This is a genomic window from Nonomuraea sp. GTA35, assembly GCF_041950525.1.
GTDB lineage: Bacteria > Actinomycetota > Actinomycetes > Streptosporangiales > Streptosporangiaceae > Nonomuraea.
Genome location: NZ_JBGNUV010000014.1, coordinates 186,532 through 209,835 on the forward strand (window position 1 = coordinate 186,532; position 23,304 = coordinate 209,835).

A 23,304-nucleotide genomic window follows, 5' to 3' on the forward strand; every position below is an offset into this window, starting at 1 on the left:
GTGAATGATGAGTCGTACAGTTGTGGTCATCGGCGGCGGTTACGGTGGTTCTGCAGTCGCCAAGGCCCTGGACGCAGAGGCCGACGTCGTCCTCATCGACCCCCGGGACGCGTTCATCAACTCTGCCGGCTCGCTGCGGGCGCTGACCCAGCCCGACTGGGCGAGCAACATGTTCTTCCCCTACGACCAATGGCTCACCCGCGGCACCGTGGTGCGCGACCGCGCGGCCTCGGTGAACCCCGGTGGCGTCACCCTGGCCTCAGGCCGGCGGGTCGAGGCCGACTACCTGGTCCTGGCCACCGGCTCCAGCTACGCCTACCCCGCCAAGCCCACCTCGGACTCCATGGCGGAGGTCCTGGAGGACCTGCGCCGGACCCACAAGGAACTGGCGGGCTCCGATCGGGTGCTGATTCTCGGCGCCGGGCCGGTCGGGCTGGAGCTGGCCGGGGAGATCAAGGAGACCTGGCCGCACAAGCGTGTGACCATCGTCGACCCGGCCGAGGAGCTGCTGCCGGCCTTCCCGGCGGAGATGCGCGAGGAGCTGCGCCGTCAGCTCGGCGAACGCGACATCGACTTGCGGCTGAGCACCGGCCTGAGCACGCCCCCTGCCACCGAGCCCGGCCAGGCCGGCACGTTCACCGTCACCGTGACCGGCGGCGACGAGATCACCGCCGACATCTGGTTCCGCGCGCACGGTGTGCGGATCAACAGCGACTATCTCGCGGACGGCGAGCTGACCGCGCGCACGCCCCAGGGGCAGGTGCCCGTCACCGACACCCTCAACGTGCGCGGCCACGAGCACGTCTACGCCATCGGCGACATCACCGACGTCGCCGAGGCCAAGATGGCCGGGTACGCGATGCAGCACGCGGAGGTGGTGGCCCAGAACATTCTCGCCCAGCTGCGCGGCGAGCAGCCGACGGCCACCTATCGGCCGCTGCCGCATCCCATGATCCTGCTGCCCCTCGGCCCGCACGGCGGCGTCGGCCAGTTGCCCACCCCCGACGGCCCCGCCGTCGTCTCCGCGGAGACGGTCTCGGCCTACAAGGGGGCCGACCTGTTCACCGGCCGCTTCACCGAGCAGTTCGGAGCGGCCTGACATGGACTACGTCCGATTGGGCCGCAGCGGGCTCTCGGTGTCCCGGCTCGTCCTGGGCACGATGAACTTCGGAACGGAGACGTCCGAAGCCGACAGCCACGCGATCATGGACCGGGCGCACGAGCACGGCATCAACTTCTTCGACACCGCCGACGTGTACGGCGAAGGCCGCACCGAGCAGATCATCGGACGGTGGTTCGCCACAGGAGGCAACAGGCGCGACAAGACCGTCCTGGCCACCAAGCTCTACCTCCCGACGAGCGAGTGGCCCAACGACAGCCGCCTGTCCGCGCTGCACATCAGGCGCGCGTGCGACGCCTCGCTCCAGCGGCTGGGCACCGACCACATCGACGTGTACCAGATGCACCACATCGACCGGAACACGCCGTGGGAGGAGATCTGGGAGGCCTTCAGCGTCCTGCGCCGGCAGGGCAAGGTGCTCTACTTCGGCTCGTCCAACTTCGCCGGCTGGCACCTGGCGCAGGCGCAGGAGGCAGCACGCGGGCGGCACATGCTCGGCCTGGTCGCCGAGCAGTCCATCTACAACCTGATGAACCGCTGGGCCGAGCTGGAGGTGCTGCCCGCGGCGCGGCACTACGGGCTCGGCATGATCCCGTGGTCGCCCCTGCACGGCGGAGTACTCGGCGGCGTCCTGCGCAAGCAGAGGGCGGGCGGCGCCTCCCGCGGCGACTCCGGTCGATCAGCCCACACCCTGGCCAAGCACCGGGAAACGATCGAGGCCTACGAGAAAATGTGTGCCGGCATCGGCGAGGACCCCGCCGACGTCGGGCTGGCCTGGCTGCTCGCGCAGGACGGCGTGACCGGGCCGATCATCGGGCCGCGCACGGTCGGCCAGCTCGACGGCTCGCTCCGCGCGCTGGCGATCACCTTGGACGAGGGGACGCTGGCCAGGCTGGACGAGCTGTTCCCGCCGCCCGGCCCGAACGGCTCCAAGCCCGCGCCGGAGGCCTACGCCTGGTGAGAACTTCCCTTCGCCTCACAGGCCCGGTCGAGCAGATATCGCTGCTCGATCCGGTTGCCGGTCAGGGAGGCCGCCTCACGGTACAGCCGCGCCGCGCCGGCCGCGTCGCCGGTCAGCTGCAGCAGGTGCGCACGCACCGCGCGTTCACGTTGCCGGACCAGCGGGTCCTGGTCGAGGTGGAAGCGGCGGTTGAGGTCGTCGAGCAGGGCCAGCCCTCGGGCGGGCCCGTAGGCCTTGGCCACCGCCACCACCCGGCTCAGCCGTACCGGCGGGGTGGGGGCGAGCCGTTCGAGCCACAGGTAGAGCGCCGCGATCTGCGGCCAGTCGGTCTGCTCCGGTGACGTGGCAGCGGCGTGCACGGCTGCGATCGCGGCCTGCAACTGGTAGGGGCCGACCTCGCGGCGGCTCCAGACGCCGTCGATCAGCTCGGTGCCCTCGCGGATGAGGCCGGCGTTCCAGCGCGCCCGGTCCTGTTCGTCCAGGGGCACCAGCTCGTCGTGGCCGCCGGTGCGGGCGGGGCGGCGTGCCTCGGTGAGCAGCATCAGCGCGAGCAGGCCGGTGACCTCGGGGTCGGCGGGCGAGGCGTGGTGCAGCATGCGGGTCAGCCGGATGGCCTCGCCGGTCAGGTCGACGCGGGCGAGCTGGGCGCCGGTGGAGGCCGTGTAACCCTCGTTGAAGATCAGATAGAGCACCTGGGTCACGGCGGCCATCCGGCCGTCCCGGTCGGTGTCGGCCGGCGGGGTGAAGCGGGCGCCGGCGCGGGCCAGTTGCTGCTTGGCGCGGCTGATCCGGGTGCCCATGGTGTTCTCGGTGGTGCCGTACGCGTGCGCGATCTCGGCGGTGCTCAGGCCGCCGACCGCGCGCAGTGTGAGCGCCACCTGGGAGGTGGCGCTCAGCGCGGGGTGGCAGCAGAGCAGCAGCAGGGCGAGGCTGTCGTCGGTCTCCTGCGCGGGGCCCGTACGCCGGGCCGGTTCCTGCATGGCCAGTTCGGCGGCGCCGGCCTCCTGCTCGCGCCGGCGCCTGGCCTGGTCGGCGCGGAGCAGGTCGACCATCCGCCGATAGCCGATGCGGATCAGCCAGCTACGCGGGTTATCCGGCACGCCGTCGGCCGGCCAGACCCGGCTCGCGGCGAGCAGCGCCTCCTGCACCGCGTCCTCGGCGACGTCGAAACGGCCGAAGCGGCGTACCAGCGCGCCGAGCACCTGTGGCGCTTCGGTGCGCAGCAGGTGCTCGATGTCGGCGTTCATGCTGCGTGTGCCTTTCCCACTGTCGTACCGGTCCCACTGTCGTACCGGTCCCACTGTCGTACCGGTCCCACTGTCGTACCGGTCCCACTGTCGTACCGGTCCCACTGTCGTACCGGTCCCACTGTCGTGCCGGTCCCGCTGCCATGCCGGCCATCCGCTCGCGCCGGACGTCGTCTGGCGTGGTCGTCACGCCGTGAAGTCCTCACCCATGATCGGCCGGATCTCGATCGGCTCTCCCAGCACCTCGACGATCCGCGAGACGATCTCCACGGCTCGTTCCTGGCTCGCCACGTCGATCACGGCGAAGCTGGCCAGGACCTCCTTCAGTTCGGCGAACGGCCCGTCGGTCGCCACCACGCCCTCTCCGGACCTGCGCACTGTGGTGCTGACCGCCGGATGGCCGAGGCCCTCGCTGGTGACGAACTCGCCGGTGGAGATCAATTCCTGCTCGAACTTCTGGTACACGGCGAAGGCCGCCAGAGCCTCCTCGGATGCGGTGTCAGCGGTCGCGGCGTCCCAGGCGGCGGCGGGGGTGTAGCTGAGCAGCAGGTACTTCATGGGGATCCTTCTGTCGAACGTGCGGGCAAGCGTACGCAAAGGTCAAGCGGAGCGGCGCAGGGACAGGGCCAGGATGGTCGTCCAGGTGAAGGCGACCAGGCCGTTGACGGCGATCTGGATGCTCATGTGCTCCGGCGACATGGGGAGCAGCAGGACGAGCGCGGCGGCGCCGTTGGCGACGGCCGCCGGCACGGCCCGGCGGCGGGCGCATCGCACGGCCAGCACGATGGCGGCGATGGCCAGCGCGGTGAAGGAGACCGCGGCCGCGGCCGAGTGCGTGACGCTGTGCCAGGACATCTGCGCCACCGGCCCGTCAGGGGTTCCGGCGGGGAAGCCGTTCTCCGGGTCCATGGTGAACACGCCGGCTGCGATCATCCCGGCCCCGAAGATCCCGGCCAGGACGGGCAAGGCTCGCCGGCCGACGCCCGCGGTGAGGGTGCGCCTGATACCACCGGCCAGCGCCAGGCCGCCCACGCCGGCAAGCACGAACGTGACGATCTGGATCCAGCCGAGGCTGCCGGTGGACAGCTGGCTGATCGGATGGCGGGTGATGTCGAAGCCCTCGCGGGTGAGCATCTGGATGCCGGCCGAGGCGAGGAAGACCGGCCCGGCCAAGGCGGCGGCGAGCAGCAGGAGGTTCTCGGACGAGCGTCGGACGGCGGGAACGCCGGTGGTGGTTGCCGTGGTGGCCATGACTTCCTCCTTGATGGGGTCCTGCCGCTACCTCGTGACCGGCCCGCTCCTCTCGACATGACGGCGATGTGACCTGAATCACACTTCTGGGATGTCGAGGCTCGCAGGCGGCCTCCGAGGTACCGGCGAGCACTCGCCACACCCGCAAGGAGAACGAAATGACGGAGATGCCGGAGATCAACGAGCCGACCGCCGCCCTGAAGGCCCTGGACCGTCTGGTCGGCACCTGGGCGGTCACCGGCGGCGCCGAAGGGACCGTACGGTATGAGTGGATGCCCGGCGGCTTCTTCCTGCTCCAGCACGTCGAGCTCACCCAGTTCGGCCGGCCCGTCACCGGCCTGGAAGTGATCGGCAACCTGCGCCCGTTCGGCGAGCCGACCGGCACGGACGTGGTGTCACGCTTCTACGACTCGACCGGCAACACCCTCGACTACGTGTACGAGCTGACCGGCGACAAACTGACCATCTGGGGCGGCGCGAAGGGGAGCCCCGCCTACTACGAAGGCACGTTCAGCGCTGACGGCACCACCGTCACCGGCGCCTGGGTCTACCCCGGCGGAGGGGGATACGAATCCAGCATGACTCGAATCTGACGTTGGCTCACATCGTCGGCCCCCGACAGGTCAGTGCGTGCCTGTCGGGAGGCGATCACACAGCGCGGGACATGGGCGTGCGAGAGCACGAATGTCCCGGACGCGGGCGTGCCGGGCAGTGGGGATCGCGTCCCGGACGCGGGCGTGCCGGGCGGCGGGGATCGTGTCCTGGCCGCCCGGCACCTCACCTCGCGCCCATCAGGCGAAGGCGCGTACCTCCAGCAACCCGACCGATGCCTGGCCGCTTTCCAGCACGAATCGCAGACGCGTGGTGTTCACGGCGGTGAACGTGACCGTGTTGTAGGCCCCGGCCGCCGTCGCATAGTGGCTCGCGCCCGCCACGTCGGCGTAGGCGCTGCCGTTCCAGTACTGGATCCGCCACGACGCGGGCACGCGCACGCCGCCCCCGTCGTCGAAGAAGTACGCCTCCGCCGACTTGATCGTCTGCGGCGACGTCCAGGTCAGCTCGGCCCACTGGGTCCCGGTCTCCGGCCAGGTGCCCCAGCGCGGGCTGGGCACGGCGCCGTCGTTGATGGCCGCCACGCTCTCCCAGGGCGAGGTGTACGAGGCCGACGGCGTGGCGCTCGACGCCAGGTTCACCGGCCCCGGATCGCCGCCACCGCCGAAGGCGAGGTCCTCGTCGCTGAAGACCGGGTGCGACGGGTTGACGTCCGCCTCACCGCCGCCACCGTCGCAGCGCCGGTCGGGGTTGAACATCAGGTACGTCCCCGACGAGCAAGCCGTCGCCGGCTCGGCGTCCCCGCCGATCACGACGCTCCCGCTGAGGTTGGCCCCGCCCTGCACCAGGGCGTTGTTCTTGACCACGGCGTTCCCGGTCACGGTGGCGCCGCTGTTGACCCAGGCGAGGTCCTCGATGCGCGCGTTGCCGCTGACGGTGCTGTTGCCGTACACGGCGGCGCGGGGGCCGACGTAGGCCGTGGCGGCGACGTTGGCACGGCTGTCCACCCAGCCGCCGCCGTTGGAGTGCCACCGCCCGCCGCCCGGCGCGGGCGGCTTGACGTGGCCCGGCTCGTGGCCCCAGGGCGTGGCGCCCTGGAGGCGGAACTGGTACGGGTAGCGGTGGTTGCGCGGGTAGCCGTCGAGGAAGGCGTACTTGTGCACGGTCCCCGGCGCGCCCACGACCACGAGGTAGACGTCCCTCTCACCGGGCTGGGTCTGGAAGGTCACCTCGCCGTTGGCGGAGTTGTGGAGGGGTCCGTACCGGGGGACGCCGTTCCTGACGGCGACGAACCCGTACGACCAGCCCGACTGCGCCGCCGCGTTGACGTGGCCCCTGAACCGCATCCGGATGAGGGCGCCGTCGCTGCTCGGCACGAGACGGATCTTGTTGTACCCGTAGTCGGACGGCGCCAGCGCGTCGGAGATGCGGAAGTGTCCCGCAGCGGCGTTGACCGGCTCCACCGCCACTCCGTTGTAGGCGGTGATGAAGGGGTACAGGCGGTTGATGAACGGCATGAAGTCGTTCCGGTTGGCGTAGTCCCAGGTGACGTTGCGCTGGGCGTACTCGCCCATGCGGCGGTTGAGCTCTGCCTGGTCGATGCCGGCGATGCGGCGGTAGACCTCGAGCGGGTGCTCGGTGTTCCTGGCCTCGTTCCAGATGCGGTTGAACATGGCCAGGCCGTCGCGTTCCTTGATGTACTGCAGCAGCATCCAGGCCCCGTAGTGGTGCCGGCTGCTGCTGTAGGCCAGGTTCTCGGTGCGGATGAACCTGGTCAGGTCGCCGGCCGCCGTCGTCGGGTAGACCTGCATGGCCATGAACTCGGCGCTGGCCTCCCAGAACGTGCCGGCGCTGGGGTGGGTGAAGCCGTACCCGGAGCGGCCGAGGAAGGTGTAGTTCTGGAAGACGTGGGCCAGCTCGTGCGCCAGCCCCCACGACCCGGGCAGCGCCGCCGCCGGGGCGATGTTGATCACGCCGACCCTGCCGTCGGTGGACCCGCCGGTGGCCCACGCGTCGAGCGGGGCGTTCGACCAGGTCCTGGTGACGATGACGATGATCTTGTGCTGGGCCAGCAGCCCGGTCTCCGGCGTGAACTTCATGGTGTTCACGTAGAAGGAGTAGAGGCTCTCGAGCTGGCTGAGCATGTTGTCGGGATCGAACCGGTACGGTTCCGGCGCGCTCGTCGGGTTCGTCCCCGACCGGTCGCCCCAGAGCAGGATGAAGTTGGCCGACTCCTTGGTGCGCGAGCTGACCCACGGCACCTCGCCCGTGCTCTGCCAGCGCGCGGGGATGTAGACCGTCTTGGCCGCCGCCGACGCCTGCGCGGGCGCCGTGAGCAGGGCCAGGACCAGGCAGAGGAGCGCCGCGACTCTAGACGCCATACCGGCTCCTCAGGTGGCGCCACCAGTCACGGAACATCCACGCGTCGAACTCCGTGATCTGGGACGCGCTGCCGGCCTTCATGAGGAAGCCGCCCACGCCGGTGGGGGTCCAGTCGTAGAAGTCGTCCAGGCCGAAGGAGTGGCCGATCTCGTGCAGCAGGATGTGCACGTTGTCGGTGTTGAGGTTCGACATGAAGTACTCGCTGCCGATCCGCTGGCCCCAGTCGCCGCCGGCGCCGCCGCCGAATCCGCTGGTCAGCCAGAGCGACATGTCGTAGTGGTGCGACGCGCCGCCCGGGCAGTTGGGGTAGTTGCCGCTCTGGTTGAAGAAGCGGCCGCAGGGTTCGGCGCACTGGGGCGCGTTCTCGCGGATGTCGTTGACGTAGATGTCGACGGAGTTGTCGCTCCACTGGAGCTGGGCGCGGTCGCGTACGGCCCAGCCGACGACCTTGAGCGGCACGGTGCTGTACGGCCAGCCGTTGTGGCCGGCCATGACGTCCATCCACTTCTTGAACTGGCGGGTGAGCTGGGCGTGGATCTGGTCACGCTGGGCTGCGGTCACGGTCGCGCTGGTGTCCCAGCGGACGCAGTAGTTGATCGAGCCGCGGTTGGCCATGATCTGGTCCCAGCCGTAATTGCGGAACCCGTACAGGTTGGGGTAGGTGCTCTCGACGTGCTGCCACACCTCGTTGAGCGGGGTGACGAGGTTCGCGGGCGGGTTCCAGCCGGTCTGCGGGGCGCCCTCGCCGATGGCCTTGACCTCGAGCAGGCCCACCGAGCCCTGGCCACTCTGCATCAGCACGCGCAGCCGGGTGGTGGAGACGGCGGCGAAGGTGACGGTGTTGTAGGTGTTGGTCGCGGTCGCGTACGTGCCGGGGATGTCGGCGTACGCGCTGCCGGTCCAGCGCTGCAGCCGCCACGAGGCCGGTACGCGCACACCGCCGTTGTCGTCGAAGAAGTAGACCTGTGCCGAGGTGAGCGTCTGCGCCTGCGACCAGGTCAGCAGCGCCCACTGCTCACCGGTGTTGGGCCAGGTGCCCCAGCGGCGGTTGACGGTGTCGTTCGAGCTCGGCGGGTCGATGCCGTCGTTGATGGCGGCCACGTTCTCCCACGGCGAGGTGTAGGACGCGGACGGGCTCGCCGAGGGGGCCAGGTTGACCGGGGCGGCCGACGCGGGCGCGGCGGGGAGGAGGAACGTGCCCGCTGCCACGAGCCCGGCCAGAATCACGGACCTTAATCGTCTCACTGCGGTGTCTCCTTGTTAGCGTTAACACCTCGAACCCACTAAGTGCTATGTCACACACTTGTGGTGGGGAGAGTGTTGGGGCGGCGGCAGCCTTTGTCAAGGCCCGTACCGCCGCCGTCAGAAGATCCTGTCAGTGAGCTGTGCGCCGCCGCCCGCGTTCGGTGAAAGTTACACGCGATCAGCCTGCCCGGGCCGGGCCCCGGGCAGATGCGGATGAGGCCGTAAGTGTCAGGGGTTCGGCAGGACCTCCACATACCCCTCGCTGCCGTTCACCCGGATGCGTTGCCCGTCCTCGATGCGCTCCGTGGCGCTCTCCACGCCGACGACGGCGGGCAGGCCGTACTCGCGGGCCACCACGGCGCCGTGCGTCATCACGCCGCCCACCTCCATCACGATCCCCTTGACGGAGACGAACAGCGGGGACCAGCTCGGGTCGGTGAAGACCGTCACGAGGATGTCCCCCTCTTCCACGTCGGCCTCGGCCATGCTGCGGATGACCCGGGCGCGGCCCTCCACGATGCCCGCCGACACGGCGATGCCGGCCATCGCCCCCTCCGGGAGAGTGCCGGCGTCGTACTCGCCGGGAATGACCTCACCCTCGGAGGTGATCACGCGTGGCGGGGCGAGTTTCCGGTACGCCTCGTGCGCCTCTCTTCGCTGGATGATGACCGAGTAGTCGAGCTCGCCGGTGTTGACCGCCTGCCTGAACTCCTCGATGGACAGGAAGTACACGTCCTCGGCGTCCTTGATGACGCCCCGGCCGACGAGCTTGGCGGCCTCTGCCATGAGCGCCCGCTTGTAGAGCTCGTAGCGCAGGAGCAGGGAGTGCTTGGAATATTCGCGGTAGCCGATGAAGCGGCGGATCAGGCTCATCTTCCTGGCCGCCTTCCTGGCCTTGCCGGCGCCGCCGGGGAGTTCCCTGAGGCGGGCGAGGAGGTCGTTCATGCCGCGTTCGGCCTCGGCGCGCCCCTGCTCCGCCCTGCGGCGGCGCTCGCCGGGCGGGAAGTTCCGGATGTTGCCGAGAAGGAGCGGGACGAGCGGGGCCGGGTCCTCGCTCCACCTGGTCCGGGTGATGTCGATGTCGCCGGCGCAGTGCATGCCGTACTTGCGCAGGTAGTCCTGGATGGCGTCCCGTACGGCCTCGCCGCCGTCGAACGCGGCGAGACCGGTGAAGAAGGTGCCGCCCTCGGCGGTCTCCAGGTAGCGCATGACCTCGGGGTGCTCGCGGACGACGTCGGCGACGTCCAGCAGGTCGAGCCCCATGGCGGCCACCACGTTGTGGTCGGCGGACTGGGCGATGGCGTCGGCGGCGTTCTTGACGCCCAGCCAGGCCTCCATGTGCTTGTTGACCCAGTTGACCGCCTGGATGCCGACGAACGCCGCCGCCACGCTGCGCGGATCGAAGGTGAGCTCGGCCAGCACGGCGTGGTCGTCGATGATGTACTGGAACAGCTCGTCGCCCGACCTGCCCGCGAGGCCCTGCCTGCACCGCTCCACCGTCTTCTCGGTGTAGGCGATCAGGTCGGGCACGACGCGGGGGTCGTTCTCGCGGGAGAGCTTGAGGTACTGGCGGGCGATCGGCAGCGGGCCGCCCTCGCCGAAGTCCAGCATCGAGGTCTTGCCGCGCGCCAGCGAGGCCACGAAGTCCTTGCGCTTCAGCACGGTCCGCAGGGCGTTGGCCATCAGCACGTCCACCTGGCCGAGGCTCTTGAGCGTGGCGGGCCTGGCCCAGAACGAGGTCAGCTCGGACGAGACGTCCTTGTAGAAGCGGTTGCCCGCCACGACGCCGGCCGTGCGCCCCAGCTTGTCGTGCAGCAGGGCGAAGAACGACAGGCCGAGAGGGGCGAAGGCGTCGGTCATCATCTGCCGGTGCCCGTAGGAGATGTACACGTGGTTCTTGCCGTCGTTCGACGGCGGCACGGGATAGAGGGTGGTGATGGGACGGCTCTGCAGCACGTAGAAGGTGCCGTCGCACAGGGCCCACTCGATGTCCTGCGGCTTGCCGAAATGCGCCTCGATTCGCCGTCCCAGCTTGTCAAGCTGCAGGATCTGGCTGTCGGTCAGTGTCTGGGCGTGCTGGCGGGCGGCCTCGATCGGCTGCTCCATGGTGCCGCCGGACGGGGAGGCCCGCAGTTCCTTCGTCTGCGTGGCGATCTTCTTCTCGGTGATCTGCCCTGCCCTGACCCGGTAGTTGTCGGCGTTGACGAGCCCGGAGACGAACGCCTCTCCCAGGCCGTACCCGGCGTCGATCGAGACCACCGTGCGGTTGGCGGAGACCGGGTCGGCGGTGAACATGATGCCGGCCGCTTCCGGGAAGACCATCTGCTGGACGACGACCGACAGCCGGACGGCTCGGTGATCGAAGCCGTTCTGGATGCGGTAGGCCACCGCGCGGTCGGTGAACAGTGACGCCCAGCATCGCCGCACGCTGTCGATCAGCGCCGCGGTGCCCTTGACGTTGAGGTAGGTGTCCTGCTGGCCGGCGAAGGAACTGGACGGCAGGTCCTCGGCGGTGGCGCTGGAACGCACCGCGCAGGGCACGCCCTCATCGCCCGTCTCCTGCAGGTGCCGGATGATGTCGCGCCGGAGCTCCTCGGGCACGGCCAGGTCCTCGATGGTGGCCCGCAGGCGCGCGCAGGCGGCGGCGATCCCCGGCCGGTCATCGGCCCGCAGCCCGGCCAGCCCGTCGATCAGCGCGCTGACCGCCGCATCCCGTTCCACGACCTCCCGGTAGGCGTCGGTGGTCACACAGAACCCGTACGGCACGCGAACCCCGCTGATCGCGGACAGCTCGCCGAGGTTGGCGCCCTTGCCTCCGACCAGGGCAAGCTGCGTCCTGTCGATGTCATGGAACCCGAGTACGAAGGCACTCATGGCTGATTCCCGTCTCTCATGGGGTGGATGACCTGCCTGGAACCCGGCAGCGGCGACTTCACCGCACCCGTCGTGCGAGCCCACTGCGCGCGGAGGCCGTTCACGGAACGTCGCCTCCTCGGCGGATTACAATACAGTACAGATCTGCATCGAAATAGGTGAGATGGGTCATATTTGAATACGATGCAGCACTGCATTGTAATTACCCGTTGAGATGGCACCGATGCGCCCAGCACTGGAGGGGGCATCGCGCTGTCACCGGCGATCACCCCTTGACCGCGAGCAGCCGGATGTCCTCCTCGAGGAGGCGCTCCTTGGCCACCCCAGGGGTAGTTCGCGCCATAGTGAGAGAGTACTCTCTTTCCATGCCTGAAGTCATCGCGGAAGAGATCATCCGCTGCACGCCGGAGGAGTTCCTGCGGTTCGTGATGGACGCCGAACGCTACGCGGAGATCGACGACAAGATCGGCCCCATCGACTGGGTGCGGCACAGCGGAGACCTCGTGGAGTTCAAGTTCCGCCCGATCCTGCCGGGCGTCCCTGGCCCAGCACCCAAGCTGATCTCCCAGATGCGCCTGACCCCGGGCCGGCGCGTCGATGTCCAGTACGCGCCCCTGCCTCACAATCGCCTGAACCACCGGCTGTCCCGATTCAGGGCATCCTTCGAAGCGGAAAACGTCGGAGACGGCACCACGAAGGTGAGGCGCACGATCTCGATCGACTTCGCGCCGTTCCTCCGGTGGCTGCTGGAGCCAGTGCTACGCCGCCGGCTGGCCGCCGACGTGAAGAAGGAGATCGGCGGGGCCAAGGAGCGGCTTGAACGCGGACGGATTCCGAGGCGTCCTGGGGAAGCGGAGCGTGACCCGGCGGATGATGCATAGGGCCTGTGCAGGCACTCCCCCTGGTCGCTGTCATCGTTCTTGGACGGTTCGAACGCCGTGGGCGCGCTGGCCGAGGCACATTCCCGCACACTGCGCGGTCCCGCGCCCCTGGATGTCGCGAACCAGGTTCAGGCCGATGACGCGACCATGGGCAGGGCGAAGAAACCACAGGGGAGGTGCGCCATGAGCGCGCTCGAAGTACGACTGCGGCCGGTGACCGAGGATGATCTCGCCATGTTCCGGCGCTTCGCCACGACACCAGGGCTCATCGGCCTCGACTGGACAGGATTCCGCGACGCGCAGGCCCCCGCACGGCGCTTCGCCACGGATGGATACCTGGGCGCCGAGAACAGCAGACTCATCGTCGAGGTCGACGGCACGGCGGCCGGCTTCGTGAGCTGGTCAGCGCAAGGGTCCGAAGTTTCACGACACTGGGAGACGGGAATCGCCCTGCTCCCCGACTGGCGCGGACGCGGTGTCGGCTGGCGCGCGCAGGCGATGCTGTGCGACTACCTGTTCGAGCACACCCCGGCCCAGCGGATCCAGGCGACCACCCATCCGGAGAACGTCGCCGAGCAGAAATCGCTGGAGAAGGCCGGCTTCACCCTGGAGGGCGTCATGCGTGCGGTGGAGTTCCGCGCCGGTCAGTGGCGTGATGGCTTGATGTACAGCAGGCTGCGGGACGATCCCCCTCCGAAACAGCCTTGCCGGCCGGATGGTGCGGCGCCGTCATGACCGCGCGGCGATGGTCGCCGATCCAGCGGTCCTCCGGGTGAGCCGGCTCGACTGGACCGGCCTGAACTGGTGGAGATCTTCGCCGAACTCGCCGGCCGCTGACCCGGCACGGCCTGGCCCGGGCAGGTCGCGTTCCAGTGGTGGAGGATCAAGGGCGAGGGCGTCATCGCGATCGAGAGCACCGCCCCGCCGTCTGCGTTCACGGTCGGCCGTCCTGGGGCAGCGTGCGCCTGCGCGTGAGGGCGACGGCGAGGCCCGCCGCCAGGGCGGCGGTTACCAGGAGGAAGGCCGGGCCGCCGCCGTACCGGTCGCCGAGCGGGCCGGCGAGCGCGGCTCCGACGGCGCTGCCGATCTGCCCGAGGGTGGTCAGCCAGCCGTACAGCTCGCTGCTGCGCGGCCCGGCGATCACGGCGGCGAGCTGGTCGCTGGTGGCCAGCCAGGGCGCGAGCGCGATGCCGAACAGGGTGATCGCGACGGCCATCGTCGCGACCGTGGCCGGCAGGGCCAGCGGCAGCGAGGTCGCGGCGAGCGTGCCGAGCAGCCAGAGGTAGCGATCACGGTAGGCACCGCGTGGTCCGCATACCGCCAGGGCCAGGCCGCCGGCGAGGCTGCCGGCCGACCAGAGCGCCACCAGCAGCCCGGCCTGGTGGGAGGCGCCGGCGTGGGCGGCGAAGGCGGGCAGGAGCACCCACATCGCCCCCATGCAGACCCAGTAGGCGAGGTAGGCGCCGCCGAGGGTGCGCACGGCGGGCAGGGCCGCGAGGGGCGGCCCTGCCCGGCGGGACGGGCGCGGAAGAGCAGGTGTGAACGCGATGCCGGCGCCGAGGGCGGCGGCGCCTGCCAGCGCGCTGGCGACGAGCGCGGCGGCCGGACCGGCGAGCGTGGCCCAGCCGGTCACCCACAAGGGCGAGGCGATGTAGACCGTCTCGTTGGCGACGGCGTTGACGGCGTAGGCCCTGCCGGGATCGCCGTTGGCGACGAGGTGCGGGAGCATCGAGCGCAGGCTGCTGGAGATGGGGGGCGTGCACAGCCCGCACAGCGCCGCCGCGCCCATGACCGGCAGCAGGCCATGACTGGCCGCGAGCGCGAGCTCGGTGACGAGGAAGAGCGCGCCGGAGGCTGTCAGAACGCGCCGGTCGCCGTACCGCGCCAGCGCGCGGGACCACCACGGCGCCGACAGCGCCATGCCCGTCGCCGCCGCCCCACCGGCGAGGCCGGCGCCGGTGAAACCGCCCGCCTGCTGGGCGGCCACCAGGGCGATGAGCAGGGGCCGCATCGCCACGGGCAGCTGTGCGGCGTTGTAGCAGACAATCAACCCTGAGAGGCGTACATTCATCAGTAATGAATGTACGAGAAGAGCATGCCGCAAACCTGCTCGGCGCATCCGCCCTGTTCGTGACGGGAATCATCCGCGAAGCGGTGACCGGAGCGGTCGGCTCGGGTGGCGCGCTGGGAGAAGCACTGATCGCCATCAAGGACCAGCCGGGCCGCACGGCGGACTGGCTGGGCGGCGTGTTGGGGATCTCCCAGCCGGGCACCGCCCATCTGGTCCGCCGGTTGACCGAGCAGGGCTGGGTCGAGCGCAGCAGCCGGGGCCGCGCGCGCCCGCTGCGGCTCACGTCCGAGGGAGAGCGCGTGGCGGCAGCGGCGCTGGCGGCCCGGCAGAGCGCCCTGCAGCGGCTGATCGAGCGGCTTACCGACGAGCAGCGTGAGCACCTGGTGCCGATCGCGGCGGCGCTGCTCGGGCCGGAGGCACGCAGCGAGCGGCTGGTGGCAACGCTGTGCCGGCTGTGCGACCGGGCCAGCTGCCCGCAGTGCCCCGTCTACGAGGAGTGGCGGCAACGCGCTACGTAACCGCCGGCCGCCCCCTTCCGGCGTGCACGCCATCCACTCCCCGGCTCCCCGAGCCGACGGCGGACCGCCGACTCGGGATGGTCATGCCGTGCATGCGATGCTTGCCGGATAAGGACGGCCGGTCGGCGGCGGGCGGCTCAGTTCCGATGCGTGGGCGGTTCCGGGCGTTCGTCGGTCCAGCCGATCGCCTGGTACGAGGTGGAGAGACGCAGCTCCGCCTGCCGCCCGTTCGCGAGCTTGGTGGTGTTCGTCCTCACCTCGGCGAGAAGCAGGCCGGTGCCGGGATCGACCACGAGCTGAACCTTGGAGAACACGCCCGGCTCAATCTCCTCCTGATAGCTGAGCACCTGCCCGGGCCGGCCCAGCGGATCTGTCATCTCCGCCTCGGCCCGGATGCCGGGCAGGGACGCAAGGACCCGGTACGCGGATGCACGGGTCTCGGGCGAGGCGGGCAGGGTGCTGATGATGTCCACACAGTTCCGGATCAAGATGTACGCCCTCGCCTCCTCCACGTCCATCCCGGATCCGGCCAGATCCAGCCGGCCGATGCGCTCTTCCAGGTAGCTCCGGAGCGTCTCGGGCTCGCCCGGGATCGCGCGCATCTCCTGCCAGGTCAACGACTTGCCTGCCAGGTCACCGACCGTCTTCCAGTGAAGCCGTTCGCCGGTTCGCTCACCTGCCGCCGCCTCCAGCGGCCTGGACGGGACGGAGAACAGGTTCTCCGTCTTCATGTCCTTGGGGTACCGCCAGGTGGTAGGCGCCCCCGCGGCCCGCCAGGCCGCCTCGTCCCGCGGTGTCGCGGGCTTGACGCCGAGATCCTGCCGCATGCGCCAGCTCGGCAGATCCGGCCGCTTCGCCAGCCAGACCTCTGCAGAGCGTCTTCCCTCGAGCACATAGCTGCGCGTGGGGTCGGTCAACATCCACTGGTTGATGGTCGCGGTGCGCCAGTAGTCTCCGCTCGCGGGGGCCTTCTCCACGGCGACGGCAGCAGCGAGCAGGATCTGCTGGGCAGTCGGTTCGGCTGTCACGGACACCGACGTACTGGGCTGAGGCGCGATGGAGATCGTGCTGTCGGACAGCATCGCGGGGGCGATGACCGCTACCGCGGCGGCGGCCGCGGCCAGGCCGAGCAGAGCGCGGCCGGGAGAGAGCCGGAGCCGTCGCCGGGCCGGAACGCGCTCCAGCGAGACGACCTGCATCAGCAGCGCGTCCGCCCCCGCGGTGGACGCCCGGCCGGCCAGGTCCTCATCCAGCACTCGCGCCCGGTCCTTGAAGAGCTGGTCGCTGTTCACCTTGACTCCTTCTCGACGAGCGGCCGTGGCGCGAGACCAGCGGCCGACGGGCGGGTCTTCTCCAGGGCCTTGGCGAAGCGCTTGCGGGCCCGGTGCAGGCGGATCCGGGCGGCATTGCGGGAGCAGTTCAGCACTGTGGCGATCTCGCCGGGGTCGAGCCCCTCCCAGAGGGTCAGGGCCAGCAGTTCCCGATCGCTGTCGGCGAGCATGTCCATGGCTTCCTCCACGCCGTCCCGCTCATGGTGTGGGGAGGGGGCGGTGTAAAGGTGTTCGATCTCGGCTGTGAGTTCGGTGTGCCGGGTGAGCCTGCGCCGCTCGCTGCGGCGGTGGTTGGCCAGCACTCGCCGGGCCACGCCGTACAGCCAGAGCTTGCCGGCCTCACCCTCAGGGAGCTCGCTCATCCGCCGCCAGGCGATCACATAGGTCTCGGCCACGACGTCGGCGGCGTCCTCGGGTGAGGAGCACCGCCGCACGGCGTAGCCGAGGATCTGTTCATGGGTGCGCCGGTACACCGCCTCGAACCGGGACCGGTCGTCTTGTTCACTCACGTGTCATCCTCGTCAGGCCTTCCGAACGCTGCGGGCTTTCACTTCCTACGTGTCCGCGGCCGACGGCAGAATTTCAGGCCAGGCAGGAACGACTGAACCGATCGGAGCGGCCCCGCGAATGGGCCGCTGCCCCTTCCTTCTCACCCATGATGGAGGCCGGTCGGGGTCGCATCGTCACGATGTCGAGTGTCTCCGCCGCGGCGTGCCGGGCCGGAACCCCGGCACACCACTGGTCGCGCCCGTCCCTTCTACTGCTTGCGGGTGCTGTAGGAGCGCGCGCCGGTCCCGGCCAGCGCGCCGCCCTCGACGATGAGGTACTCCTCGCGGATCGGCGTGCCGTCCAGCCACGCCTCCAGGATCTCGCGGGTGCCGGCGGCGTAGCGGGCCTGGGCGGACAGCGAGGAGCCGGAGATGTGCGGGGTCATGCCGTGGTGCGGCATGGTGCGCCAGGGGTGGTCGGCCGGCGCGGGCTGGGGGTACCAGACGTCGCCGGCGTATCCGGCGAGCTGCCCGCTCTCCAGCGCTCGGACGATCGCGTCGCGGTCGGCGATCTTGGCGCGGGCGGTGTTGATCAGGTACGCGCCTCGCTTCATCGTGGCGATCAGCTCGTCACCGAACAGGCCCTCGGTCTGCGGGTGCAGCGGGGCGTTGATGGTCACCACGTCGCAGAACGGGACCATGGCGGCGGCGTCGGGGTGGAAGGTGAGCCCGAGCTCCTCCTCGACCTCGTGCGGCAGGCGGTGCCGGTCGGTGTAGTGCAGGTGCACGTCGAACGGCTTGAGGCGGCGCAGCACGGCCGTGCCGATCCGGCCGGCGGCCACGGTGCCGACGTGCATGCCCTCCAGGTCGTAGGAGCGGGCGACGCAGTCGGCGATGTTCCAGCCGCCCTCCAGCACCGTCCGGTGGGCGGGCAGGTAGTCGCGTACGAGAGAAAGGATCATCATCACCACGTGCTCGGCGACGCTGATGCTGTTGCAGTAGGTGACCTCGGCGACGGTGACGCCGCGGGCGATGGCGGCGTCCAGGTCGACGTGGTCGGAGCCGATGCCGGCGGTGACGGCCAGCTTCAGCTTGGGGGCGCGGGCGATGCGCTCGGCGGTCAGGTACGCGGGCCAGAACGGCTGCGAGATGACCACGTCCGCGTCGGCCAGCTCGCGGTCGAACTCCGAGCCGTCGCCGTCCTTGTCGGAGGTGACCACCAGCGTGTGACCCCGCTCCTCCAGGAAACGGCGCAGCCCCAGCTCGCCGGAGACGCTGCCGAGCAGGTGACCCGGGGTGAAGTCGACGGCCTTCGGGCTGGGCAGCGTCTGGCCGCCCGGGTAGCCGGCCAGCTCAGGCAGGCCGTCGCGGGCGTAGCCGGCCGGATGGCCGTCGATCGGGTCGTCGTAGAGAACGCACAACACTTTGGCCATGGTTTCTGCTCCTTGCCTGTCGGGGTGATCTCACTGTCCGACGAGGTGTCTTCGCAGGTCAAAGCGTTTGTGTCTATCGGGTGATAGGCGCCGTCTATGCCAGGTGGTCGTGGGCGAGCCGGTCGAACACCTCGCGCAGATCGAGGTCCCGGGCGATGTCCAGCACCGCCCTGGCCATCACCGACTCGGGGCCCGTACCGGACACCACCAGGCCGACGCGGGGTTCGCGCGCGGGCCGCTCCAGCCGGACGACGCGCATGCCTTCCGGCACGCCGAACATGTGCAGCCAGGCGTGCGCGATCACGCTGGACCAGCGGTGCGTGGCCACGTGCGCGAACAGGGCCGAGACGGTGTCGGTCTCGATCGCCGGGACGGCCACCGCGCCGGCCTGGCGGAAGTTGGCGTCCAGGATGCGGCGGTTGCGCATCTCGGGGGCGAGCAGGCACAGCGGCAGCGCGGCGACCTCGGCCCAGCGCGCGACCCGCCGGTCGGCCAGCTCGCCGTCGGACGGGGTGAGCAGCAGGTAGCGCTCCTCGTACAGCGGGCTGGTGCGCACCTCGCCGAAATCCTCCTCCTCGTCGTCGAGATACGTCATCGCCATGTCGATCTCGAAGTCCGCCAGCCGCCGCGCGATCTCCCGGGACGACAGCGAGGTGAGCAGCACCCGTACGTGCGGATAGAGCTCGCAGAACGGCGTGGTCAGCAACGAGGCGGCGGTCAGCGCGGTCGGGATCGCCCCCATGCGCAGGGTCCCTGACAGCCCTTCTCGCATCCGGGACAGGTCCTGGCGCAGCCCGTCGGCGTCGGCGAGGATGCGGTGCGCCCACAGCACCACCCGCTCGCCCTCGGGCGTCAGCCCGGCGAAACGTTGCCCGCGCCGCACCAGCGGCACGTCGAGCTCGCGTTCCAGCTTGCGGATGGCCGCGGACAGCGACGGCTGGGAGACGTGGCAGGCCGCGGCGGCGCGGGCGAAATGCCGCTCCCTGGCCAGAGCGACGAGGTACTCCAACTGGCGCAACAGCACGTCACAGGATGTCGCGTATGCACCTCTTCCGTCCACCCTCCGAGAGCCCGGCGAGCTGCACCGCTTGCGGCAGCAGCGCGAAGGCGGCCGGCGGCCGTTCTACCCGCACCGCGCATCACCGTGGTCGCCCCTCACCTCCGGGGGTCGATGTGGATCTTCGGCCCCGGCCCGGCGTGGGCCGGGCGCTGCCCTGCCAGGATGCCTGCGGCCTCGGCGAGGCCGACGGTGGCCGCGACCAGCGGGCGGGCGTCGACCGAGCCGTCGGCGTAGGCGGCGATGGCTCCGGCCAGGCCCGCGGAGCCACCGAGGATGCCGATCGCGGCGACGTCCTTGAGCACCAGGTCGCGGGTGTCGAGCGTGGAGGGGGTGCCGGCCAGGCCGATGTACACCACGCGTCCGGCGGGTTCGACGAGGTCGAGCGCGAGGGCGGGCAGCTCGGGCGCGTTGGAGGCGTCGACGACGGCATGCCACGGCAGGCGCGGCAGGGTGGCCCCGGTCCAGGCGTGGTCGAAGCCGAGGCGCCTGGCCAGGCCCAACCTGGGCTCGTCCTGGCCCATCAGATGGACCTCGGCTCCGGCGGCCCTCGCGAAGAGCGCTGTCAGCAGGCCGATCGTGCCCGTGCCCAGCACCAGCAGGCGCCCGCCCGAGGCGAGCCCGGCGCCACGGGCCGCCCGCAGGGCGTTGCCGCCGGGCTCGACCAGCGCACCCAGCGTGGAGTCCACCGTGTGCGGCAGAGCGTGCAGTGCCGTCACCTGGACGGCGAGTTGCTCGGCGAGCGCTCCCGGGCGGCCGCGGCTGATGCCGATCTCGACCATGTCGCCGCAGACGTGGTGACGGCCCGAGCGGCAGCGGTCGCAGTTCCGGCAGCTGAGCATGGTGTCGCCGGTGACGCGGCGGCCCAGCCATTCCTCCGGGACGCCGTCGCCGAGTGCGGTGACGCGGCCGCACCACTCGTGGCCGGGCCGCAGCGGATACCACGAACGGCCCGTGCGCAGGTAGCTCATCTCGCCGGTGAACAGCTCCACGTCGGTGCCGCACACGCCGACGCGCTCGACGTCCACCACGACCTCGCCGGGCGCGGCGGTCGGCGGTTCGACCTCCTGAACCTCGGCCTTGCCGGGGCCGGTCAGGACCAGCGCGCGCATCTACCGGGCCCCGATGACGTGCCGGCGCTGGGCACCGAGGCCGTCGATGCCGAGCTCCATCACGTCGCCGGGCTGGAGCCAGGCGCCGCGCGGGATCCGCACGTCGTCGTACGGGCCGACGAGCGTGTCCGGCGACTTGGTGAACAGGATCGGCTCGTCCGGCGCCGCCGGCACGCGATCGGACCCGCCGAGCCTGGACACGTCGATCAGTTCGGGCATGTTCCGAAGATTAGACCACCATTCCATAAAACGGAAGTTGCCGTCATGAGCAGTTCCGCCGCGGCCGCCCATGGTCTAATCTGCCTCCAGGGTTTCAGTAGTCGAATTAAAGTTCCATTTATTGGAAGATTGGTGGGCTCATGGCGCGGAGCCGGAGCGCTCAGTGGTACGCGGGCAGCGACCGCAACGCCTACATCCATCGCGCGTGGATGCGGCGCGGGCTGCCGTCCGGCGCCTTCGACGGCCAGCCGCACATCGCGATCGCGAACACCGCCTCCGACCTCGCTCCCTGCAACATGCACCTCGACGAGGTGGCCGAGCACGTCAAGCGCGGCGTGTGGGAGGCGGGCGGCGTCCCGCTGAACCTGCCGGTGGTCTCTCTCGGCGAGACGAACGTCCGCCCCACCGCGATGCTCTGGCGCAACCTGGCCGCGATGGCCATCGAGGAGATGCTGCGGGCCAACCCGATCGACGGCGTGGTCCTGCTCGGCGGCTGCGACAAGACCATTCCCGCGCTGCTCATGGCCGCCGCCTCGGTCGATCTGCCCGCGGTCGTCGTTCCGGGTGGGCCGATGATCACCGGAACCTTCCGCGGCGCCGCGCTCGGCTGCGGGACCGACGTGTGGAAGCTGAGCGAGGAAGTGCGCGCCGGGACGCTGAGCGCGGCCGAGTTCCTGCGCTCGGAGTCGTCGATGATCCGCAGCAAGGGCCACTGCAACACGATGGGCACCGCCTCCACCATGGGCCTGCTCGCCGAAGTGCTCGGCATGACCCTGCCCGGCCTGGCCGGCACCCCCGCCCCCGACAGCCGCCTGCTCGAAGGCGCTCACGAGACCGGCCGCCTGATCATCGAGATGATCTCCAGCGAGCGTCGCCCCTCGACCGTCATGACGCGCGGCTCGTTCCTCAACGCCATCGTCGCCCTGGCCGCGCTCGGCGGCTCCACCAACGCCGTCCTGCACCTGCTGGCCATCGCCGGGCGGCTCGGCGTCGAGCTGGCCCAGGACGACTTCGACCGCACCGGCTCCGGCGTCCCCTTGCTGGTGGACCTGCAGCCCGCCGGCCGCCACCTGATGGACGACCTCTACCGGGCCGGTGGCCTGCACGCCGTCCTCAACGAGATCGGCGACCTGCTCGACCCCGACGCCATCACCGTCACCGGCCGCCCCCTGGTCGATCACCTCGCCGACGCGAAAATCCACGACCGTGAGGTCATCCGGCCTCGGGACGAGCCTCTCCAGGACGACGCCGGGATCGCGATCCTGTACGGCAACCTCGCCCCCGACGGGGCCGTGATCAAACCCGCTGCCGCCTCGCCCCACCTGCTCCGGCATCGCGGGCCCGCCGTCGTGTTCGACTCCGTCGAGGACCTGCACGCCCGCCTCGACGACCCAGACCTGGAGGTCACCGCCGACTCGGTGCTGATCCTGCGTGGCTGCGGCCCCAAGGGCTACCCCGGCATGCCTGAGGTGTCCAACCTGCCGCTGCCGCCCAAGCTGCTCGCCCAGGGCGTGCGCGACATGGTGCGCATCTGCGACGGGCGGATGAGCGGCACCGCCTACGGCACCGTCGTCCTGCACGTCGCCCCCGAAGCCGCAGCGGGCGGACCCCTTGGGCTGGTGCGCACCGGCGACATGGTGATCCTGGACGTCGAGAACCGCCGCCTCGACGTCGGCCTCCCCGCCGAAGAACTTGCCGCCCGCCGGCCGTCCCCGGAGATGGCGGCAGCGTTCGCCCGTCCCTCCCGCGGCTGGCAGCGCCTCTACGTCGAGACCGTGCGGCAGGCCGACACCGGCGCCGACCTCGACTTCCTCATCGGCTCCAGCGGCGACCACGTGCCGCGCGAATCCCACTGAAAGGACCCCTCATGCGCACCGCGCTCATCACCGGCGGCGTCAGCGGCCTGGGTAAGGCCGCCGCCATCCGCCTCGAAGCAGACGGCGTCAGGGTGATCACTCTGGACGTGGCCGACGGCGCCGACCTGGTCGTGGACGTCACCGACGCCGCCGCCGTCCAGGCCGCCGCCGAACAGGTGGGCCCGGTGGACATCCTGGTCAACTCCGCCGGGATCGTCGGCCCGAACGCCCCGCTGTGGGAGATCCCGCTGGATGGCTGGCGGCGCACCTTCGACGTCAACGTCGACGGCACCTTCCACACCTGCCGCGCGTTCGTGCCCGGCATGCGCGAACGCGGCTGGGGCCGCATCGTCAACCTCGCCAGCATGGCCGGAAAGGACGGCAACCCGAACATGGCGCCGTACTCCGCCTCCAAGGCCGCCGTCATCGCGCTCACCAAATCTCTCGGCAAGGAACTGGCGACCAGCGGCGTGCTGGTCAACGCCATCGCCCCCGCCGTGATCGAGACCCCGATGAACGCCGACACCGGGCCCGAGGCCCTCGCCCACATCACCAGCCTCATCCCCATGCGCCGCGTCGGGAAGGCGGAAGAAGTCGCCGAGCTCATCGCTTGGCTGGCCTCCGACAAGGTCAGCTTCTCCACCGGCGCCGTCTACGACATCAGCGGCGGACGCGCCACCTACTGACGGCCGCGCCGCGGACCTCG

The 23,304-nt window shown here is 70.5% G+C and carries 21 protein-coding genes; 8 read left to right on the forward strand and 13 right to left on the reverse strand.

Annotation, left to right across the window (positions count from 1 at the left end; translation table 11 throughout):
• Positions 1 to 4 precede the first annotated feature (4 nt).
• Both ACBJ32_RS45200 and ACBJ32_RS45205 read left to right on the forward strand, forming a co-directional pair.
• On the forward strand, positions 5 to 1,099 hold the full coding sequence (locus tag ACBJ32_RS45200; RefSeq protein WP_375132086.1) for an NAD(P)/FAD-dependent oxidoreductase: 1,095 nt from the start codon (positions 5 to 7) through the stop codon (positions 1,097 to 1,099).
• Position 1,100: 1 nt separating this feature from the next.
• A complete protein-coding gene (locus tag ACBJ32_RS45205) occupies positions 1,101 to 2,081 on the forward strand; it encodes an aldo/keto reductase (protein ID WP_375132087.1) in 981 nt (326 codons plus the stop codon).
• Here the strand turns inward: ACBJ32_RS45205 and ACBJ32_RS45210 are convergent.
• The 3 genes from ACBJ32_RS45210 to ACBJ32_RS45220 form a co-directional block, all read right to left on the reverse strand.
• A complete protein-coding gene (locus ACBJ32_RS45210; protein WP_375132088.1) occupies positions 2,069 to 3,328 on the reverse strand; it encodes an RNA polymerase sigma factor in 1,260 nt (419 codons plus the stop codon). The genes ACBJ32_RS45205 and ACBJ32_RS45210 overlap by 13 nt on opposite strands.
• A 186-nt stretch (positions 3,329 to 3,514) precedes the next feature.
• Positions 3,515 to 3,886, reverse strand: coding sequence for a YciI family protein (locus tag ACBJ32_RS45215; RefSeq protein WP_357887460.1), 372 nt, complete (start codon positions 3,884 to 3,886; stop codon positions 3,515 to 3,517).
• A gap of 42 nt (positions 3,887 to 3,928) precedes the next feature.
• Positions 3,929 to 4,579, reverse strand: a complete 651-nt coding sequence (locus ACBJ32_RS45220; RefSeq protein WP_375132089.1) for a DUF998 domain-containing protein — start codon at positions 4,577 to 4,579, stop codon at positions 3,929 to 3,931.
• A 158-nt stretch (positions 4,580 to 4,737) separates the two neighbouring features.
• Here ACBJ32_RS45220 and ACBJ32_RS45225 point away from each other — a divergent pair, with 158 nt between their 5' ends.
• On the forward strand, positions 4,738 to 5,172 hold the full coding sequence (locus ACBJ32_RS45225) for a hypothetical protein (RefSeq protein WP_375132090.1): 435 nt from the start codon (positions 4,738 to 4,740) through the stop codon (positions 5,170 to 5,172).
• A gap of 198 nt (positions 5,173 to 5,370) precedes the next feature.
• Here ACBJ32_RS45225 and ACBJ32_RS45230 read toward each other — a convergent pair whose 3' ends face one another.
• The 3 genes from ACBJ32_RS45230 to rph form a co-directional block, all read right to left on the reverse strand.
• Entirely contained in the window at positions 5,371 to 7,512 is a 2,142-nt protein-coding gene (locus ACBJ32_RS45230) for a DUF6055 domain-containing protein (RefSeq protein ID WP_375132091.1), read from the reverse strand.
• Positions 7,502 to 8,758 carry a hypothetical protein gene (locus ACBJ32_RS45235; RefSeq protein ID WP_375132092.1) on the reverse strand — a complete coding sequence of 419 codons (1,257 nt, stop codon included), beginning with the start codon at positions 8,756 to 8,758 and terminating at the stop codon, positions 7,502 to 7,504. The genes ACBJ32_RS45230 and ACBJ32_RS45235 overlap by 11 nt, the downstream gene beginning before the upstream one ends.
• A 228-nt stretch (positions 8,759 to 8,986) precedes the next feature.
• Positions 8,987 to 11,632, reverse strand: coding sequence for a rifamycin-inactivating phosphotransferase (rph, locus tag ACBJ32_RS45240; protein ID WP_375132093.1), 2,646 nt, complete (start codon positions 11,630 to 11,632; stop codon positions 8,987 to 8,989).
• A 365-nt stretch (positions 11,633 to 11,997) separates the two neighbouring features.
• Here rph and ACBJ32_RS45245 point away from each other — a divergent pair, with 365 nt between their 5' ends.
• Both ACBJ32_RS45245 and ACBJ32_RS45250 read left to right on the forward strand, forming a co-directional pair.
• Positions 11,998 to 12,513: an SRPBCC family protein gene (locus ACBJ32_RS45245; RefSeq protein ID WP_375132094.1), complete on the forward strand. Its 516-nt coding sequence runs from the start codon at positions 11,998 to 12,000 to the stop codon at positions 12,511 to 12,513.
• A gap of 183 nt (positions 12,514 to 12,696) precedes the next feature.
• A complete protein-coding gene (locus ACBJ32_RS45250) occupies positions 12,697 to 13,248 on the forward strand; it encodes a GNAT family N-acetyltransferase (protein ID WP_375132095.1) in 552 nt (183 codons plus the stop codon).
• A gap of 199 nt (positions 13,249 to 13,447) precedes the next feature.
• Here the strand turns inward: ACBJ32_RS45250 and ACBJ32_RS45255 are convergent, their stop codons facing one another.
• The gene (locus ACBJ32_RS45255; RefSeq protein WP_375132096.1) at positions 13,448 to 14,584 is read right to left on the reverse strand and encodes an MFS transporter; all 1,137 of its coding nucleotides are present in this window, start codon (positions 14,582 to 14,584) and stop codon (positions 13,448 to 13,450) included.
• A 5-nt stretch (positions 14,585 to 14,589) separates the two neighbouring features.
• Between ACBJ32_RS45255 and ACBJ32_RS45260 the strand changes: the two genes are divergently transcribed.
• Entirely contained in the window at positions 14,590 to 15,102 is a 513-nt protein-coding gene (locus ACBJ32_RS45260) for a MarR family winged helix-turn-helix transcriptional regulator (RefSeq protein ID WP_375132097.1), read from the forward strand.
• 137 nt (positions 15,103 to 15,239) lie between these two features.
• Here ACBJ32_RS45260 and ACBJ32_RS45265 read toward each other — a convergent pair whose 3' ends face one another.
• The 6 genes from ACBJ32_RS45265 to ACBJ32_RS45290 all read right to left on the reverse strand — a co-directional run bounded on the left by ACBJ32_RS45265 (position 15,240) and on the right by ACBJ32_RS45290 (position 20,742).
• Positions 15,240 to 16,394 (reverse strand): CU044_5270 family protein, encoded by a 1,155-nt coding sequence (locus ACBJ32_RS45265; protein WP_375132098.1) that lies wholly within the window; start codon positions 16,392 to 16,394, stop codon positions 15,240 to 15,242.
• Positions 16,391 to 16,942 (reverse strand): RNA polymerase sigma factor, encoded by a 552-nt coding sequence (locus ACBJ32_RS45270; RefSeq protein ID WP_375132099.1) that lies wholly within the window; start codon positions 16,940 to 16,942, stop codon positions 16,391 to 16,393. The genes ACBJ32_RS45265 and ACBJ32_RS45270 overlap by 4 nt, the downstream gene beginning before the upstream one ends.
• A 248-nt stretch (positions 16,943 to 17,190) precedes the next feature.
• Positions 17,191 to 18,354 carry an NAD-dependent formate dehydrogenase gene (locus ACBJ32_RS45275; RefSeq protein WP_375132100.1) on the reverse strand — a complete coding sequence of 388 codons (1,164 nt, stop codon included), beginning with the start codon at positions 18,352 to 18,354 and terminating at the stop codon, positions 17,191 to 17,193.
• 94 nt (positions 18,355 to 18,448) lie between these two features.
• Positions 18,449 to 19,378, reverse strand: coding sequence for a LysR family transcriptional regulator (locus ACBJ32_RS45280; RefSeq protein ID WP_375132101.1), 930 nt, complete (start codon positions 19,376 to 19,378; stop codon positions 18,449 to 18,451).
• Between the two features lie 131 nt (positions 19,379 to 19,509).
• Positions 19,510 to 20,523 carry a zinc-binding dehydrogenase gene (locus tag ACBJ32_RS45285; RefSeq protein WP_375132102.1) on the reverse strand — a complete coding sequence of 338 codons (1,014 nt, stop codon included), beginning with the start codon at positions 20,521 to 20,523 and terminating at the stop codon, positions 19,510 to 19,512.
• A complete protein-coding gene (locus tag ACBJ32_RS45290; protein ID WP_375132103.1) occupies positions 20,524 to 20,742 on the reverse strand; it encodes a hypothetical protein in 219 nt (72 codons plus the stop codon).
• A gap of 140 nt (positions 20,743 to 20,882) precedes the next feature.
• Between ACBJ32_RS45290 and ACBJ32_RS45295 the strand changes: the two genes are divergently transcribed.
• Both ACBJ32_RS45295 and ACBJ32_RS45300 read left to right on the forward strand, forming a co-directional pair.
• Positions 20,883 to 22,598 carry an IlvD/Edd family dehydratase gene (locus tag ACBJ32_RS45295; protein ID WP_375132104.1) on the forward strand — a complete coding sequence of 572 codons (1,716 nt, stop codon included), beginning with the start codon at positions 20,883 to 20,885 and terminating at the stop codon, positions 22,596 to 22,598.
• A gap of 11 nt (positions 22,599 to 22,609) precedes the next feature.
• Positions 22,610 to 23,284 (forward strand): SDR family oxidoreductase, encoded by a 675-nt coding sequence (locus tag ACBJ32_RS45300; RefSeq protein ID WP_375132105.1) that lies wholly within the window; start codon positions 22,610 to 22,612, stop codon positions 23,282 to 23,284.
• Positions 23,285 to 23,304 lie beyond the last annotated feature (20 nt).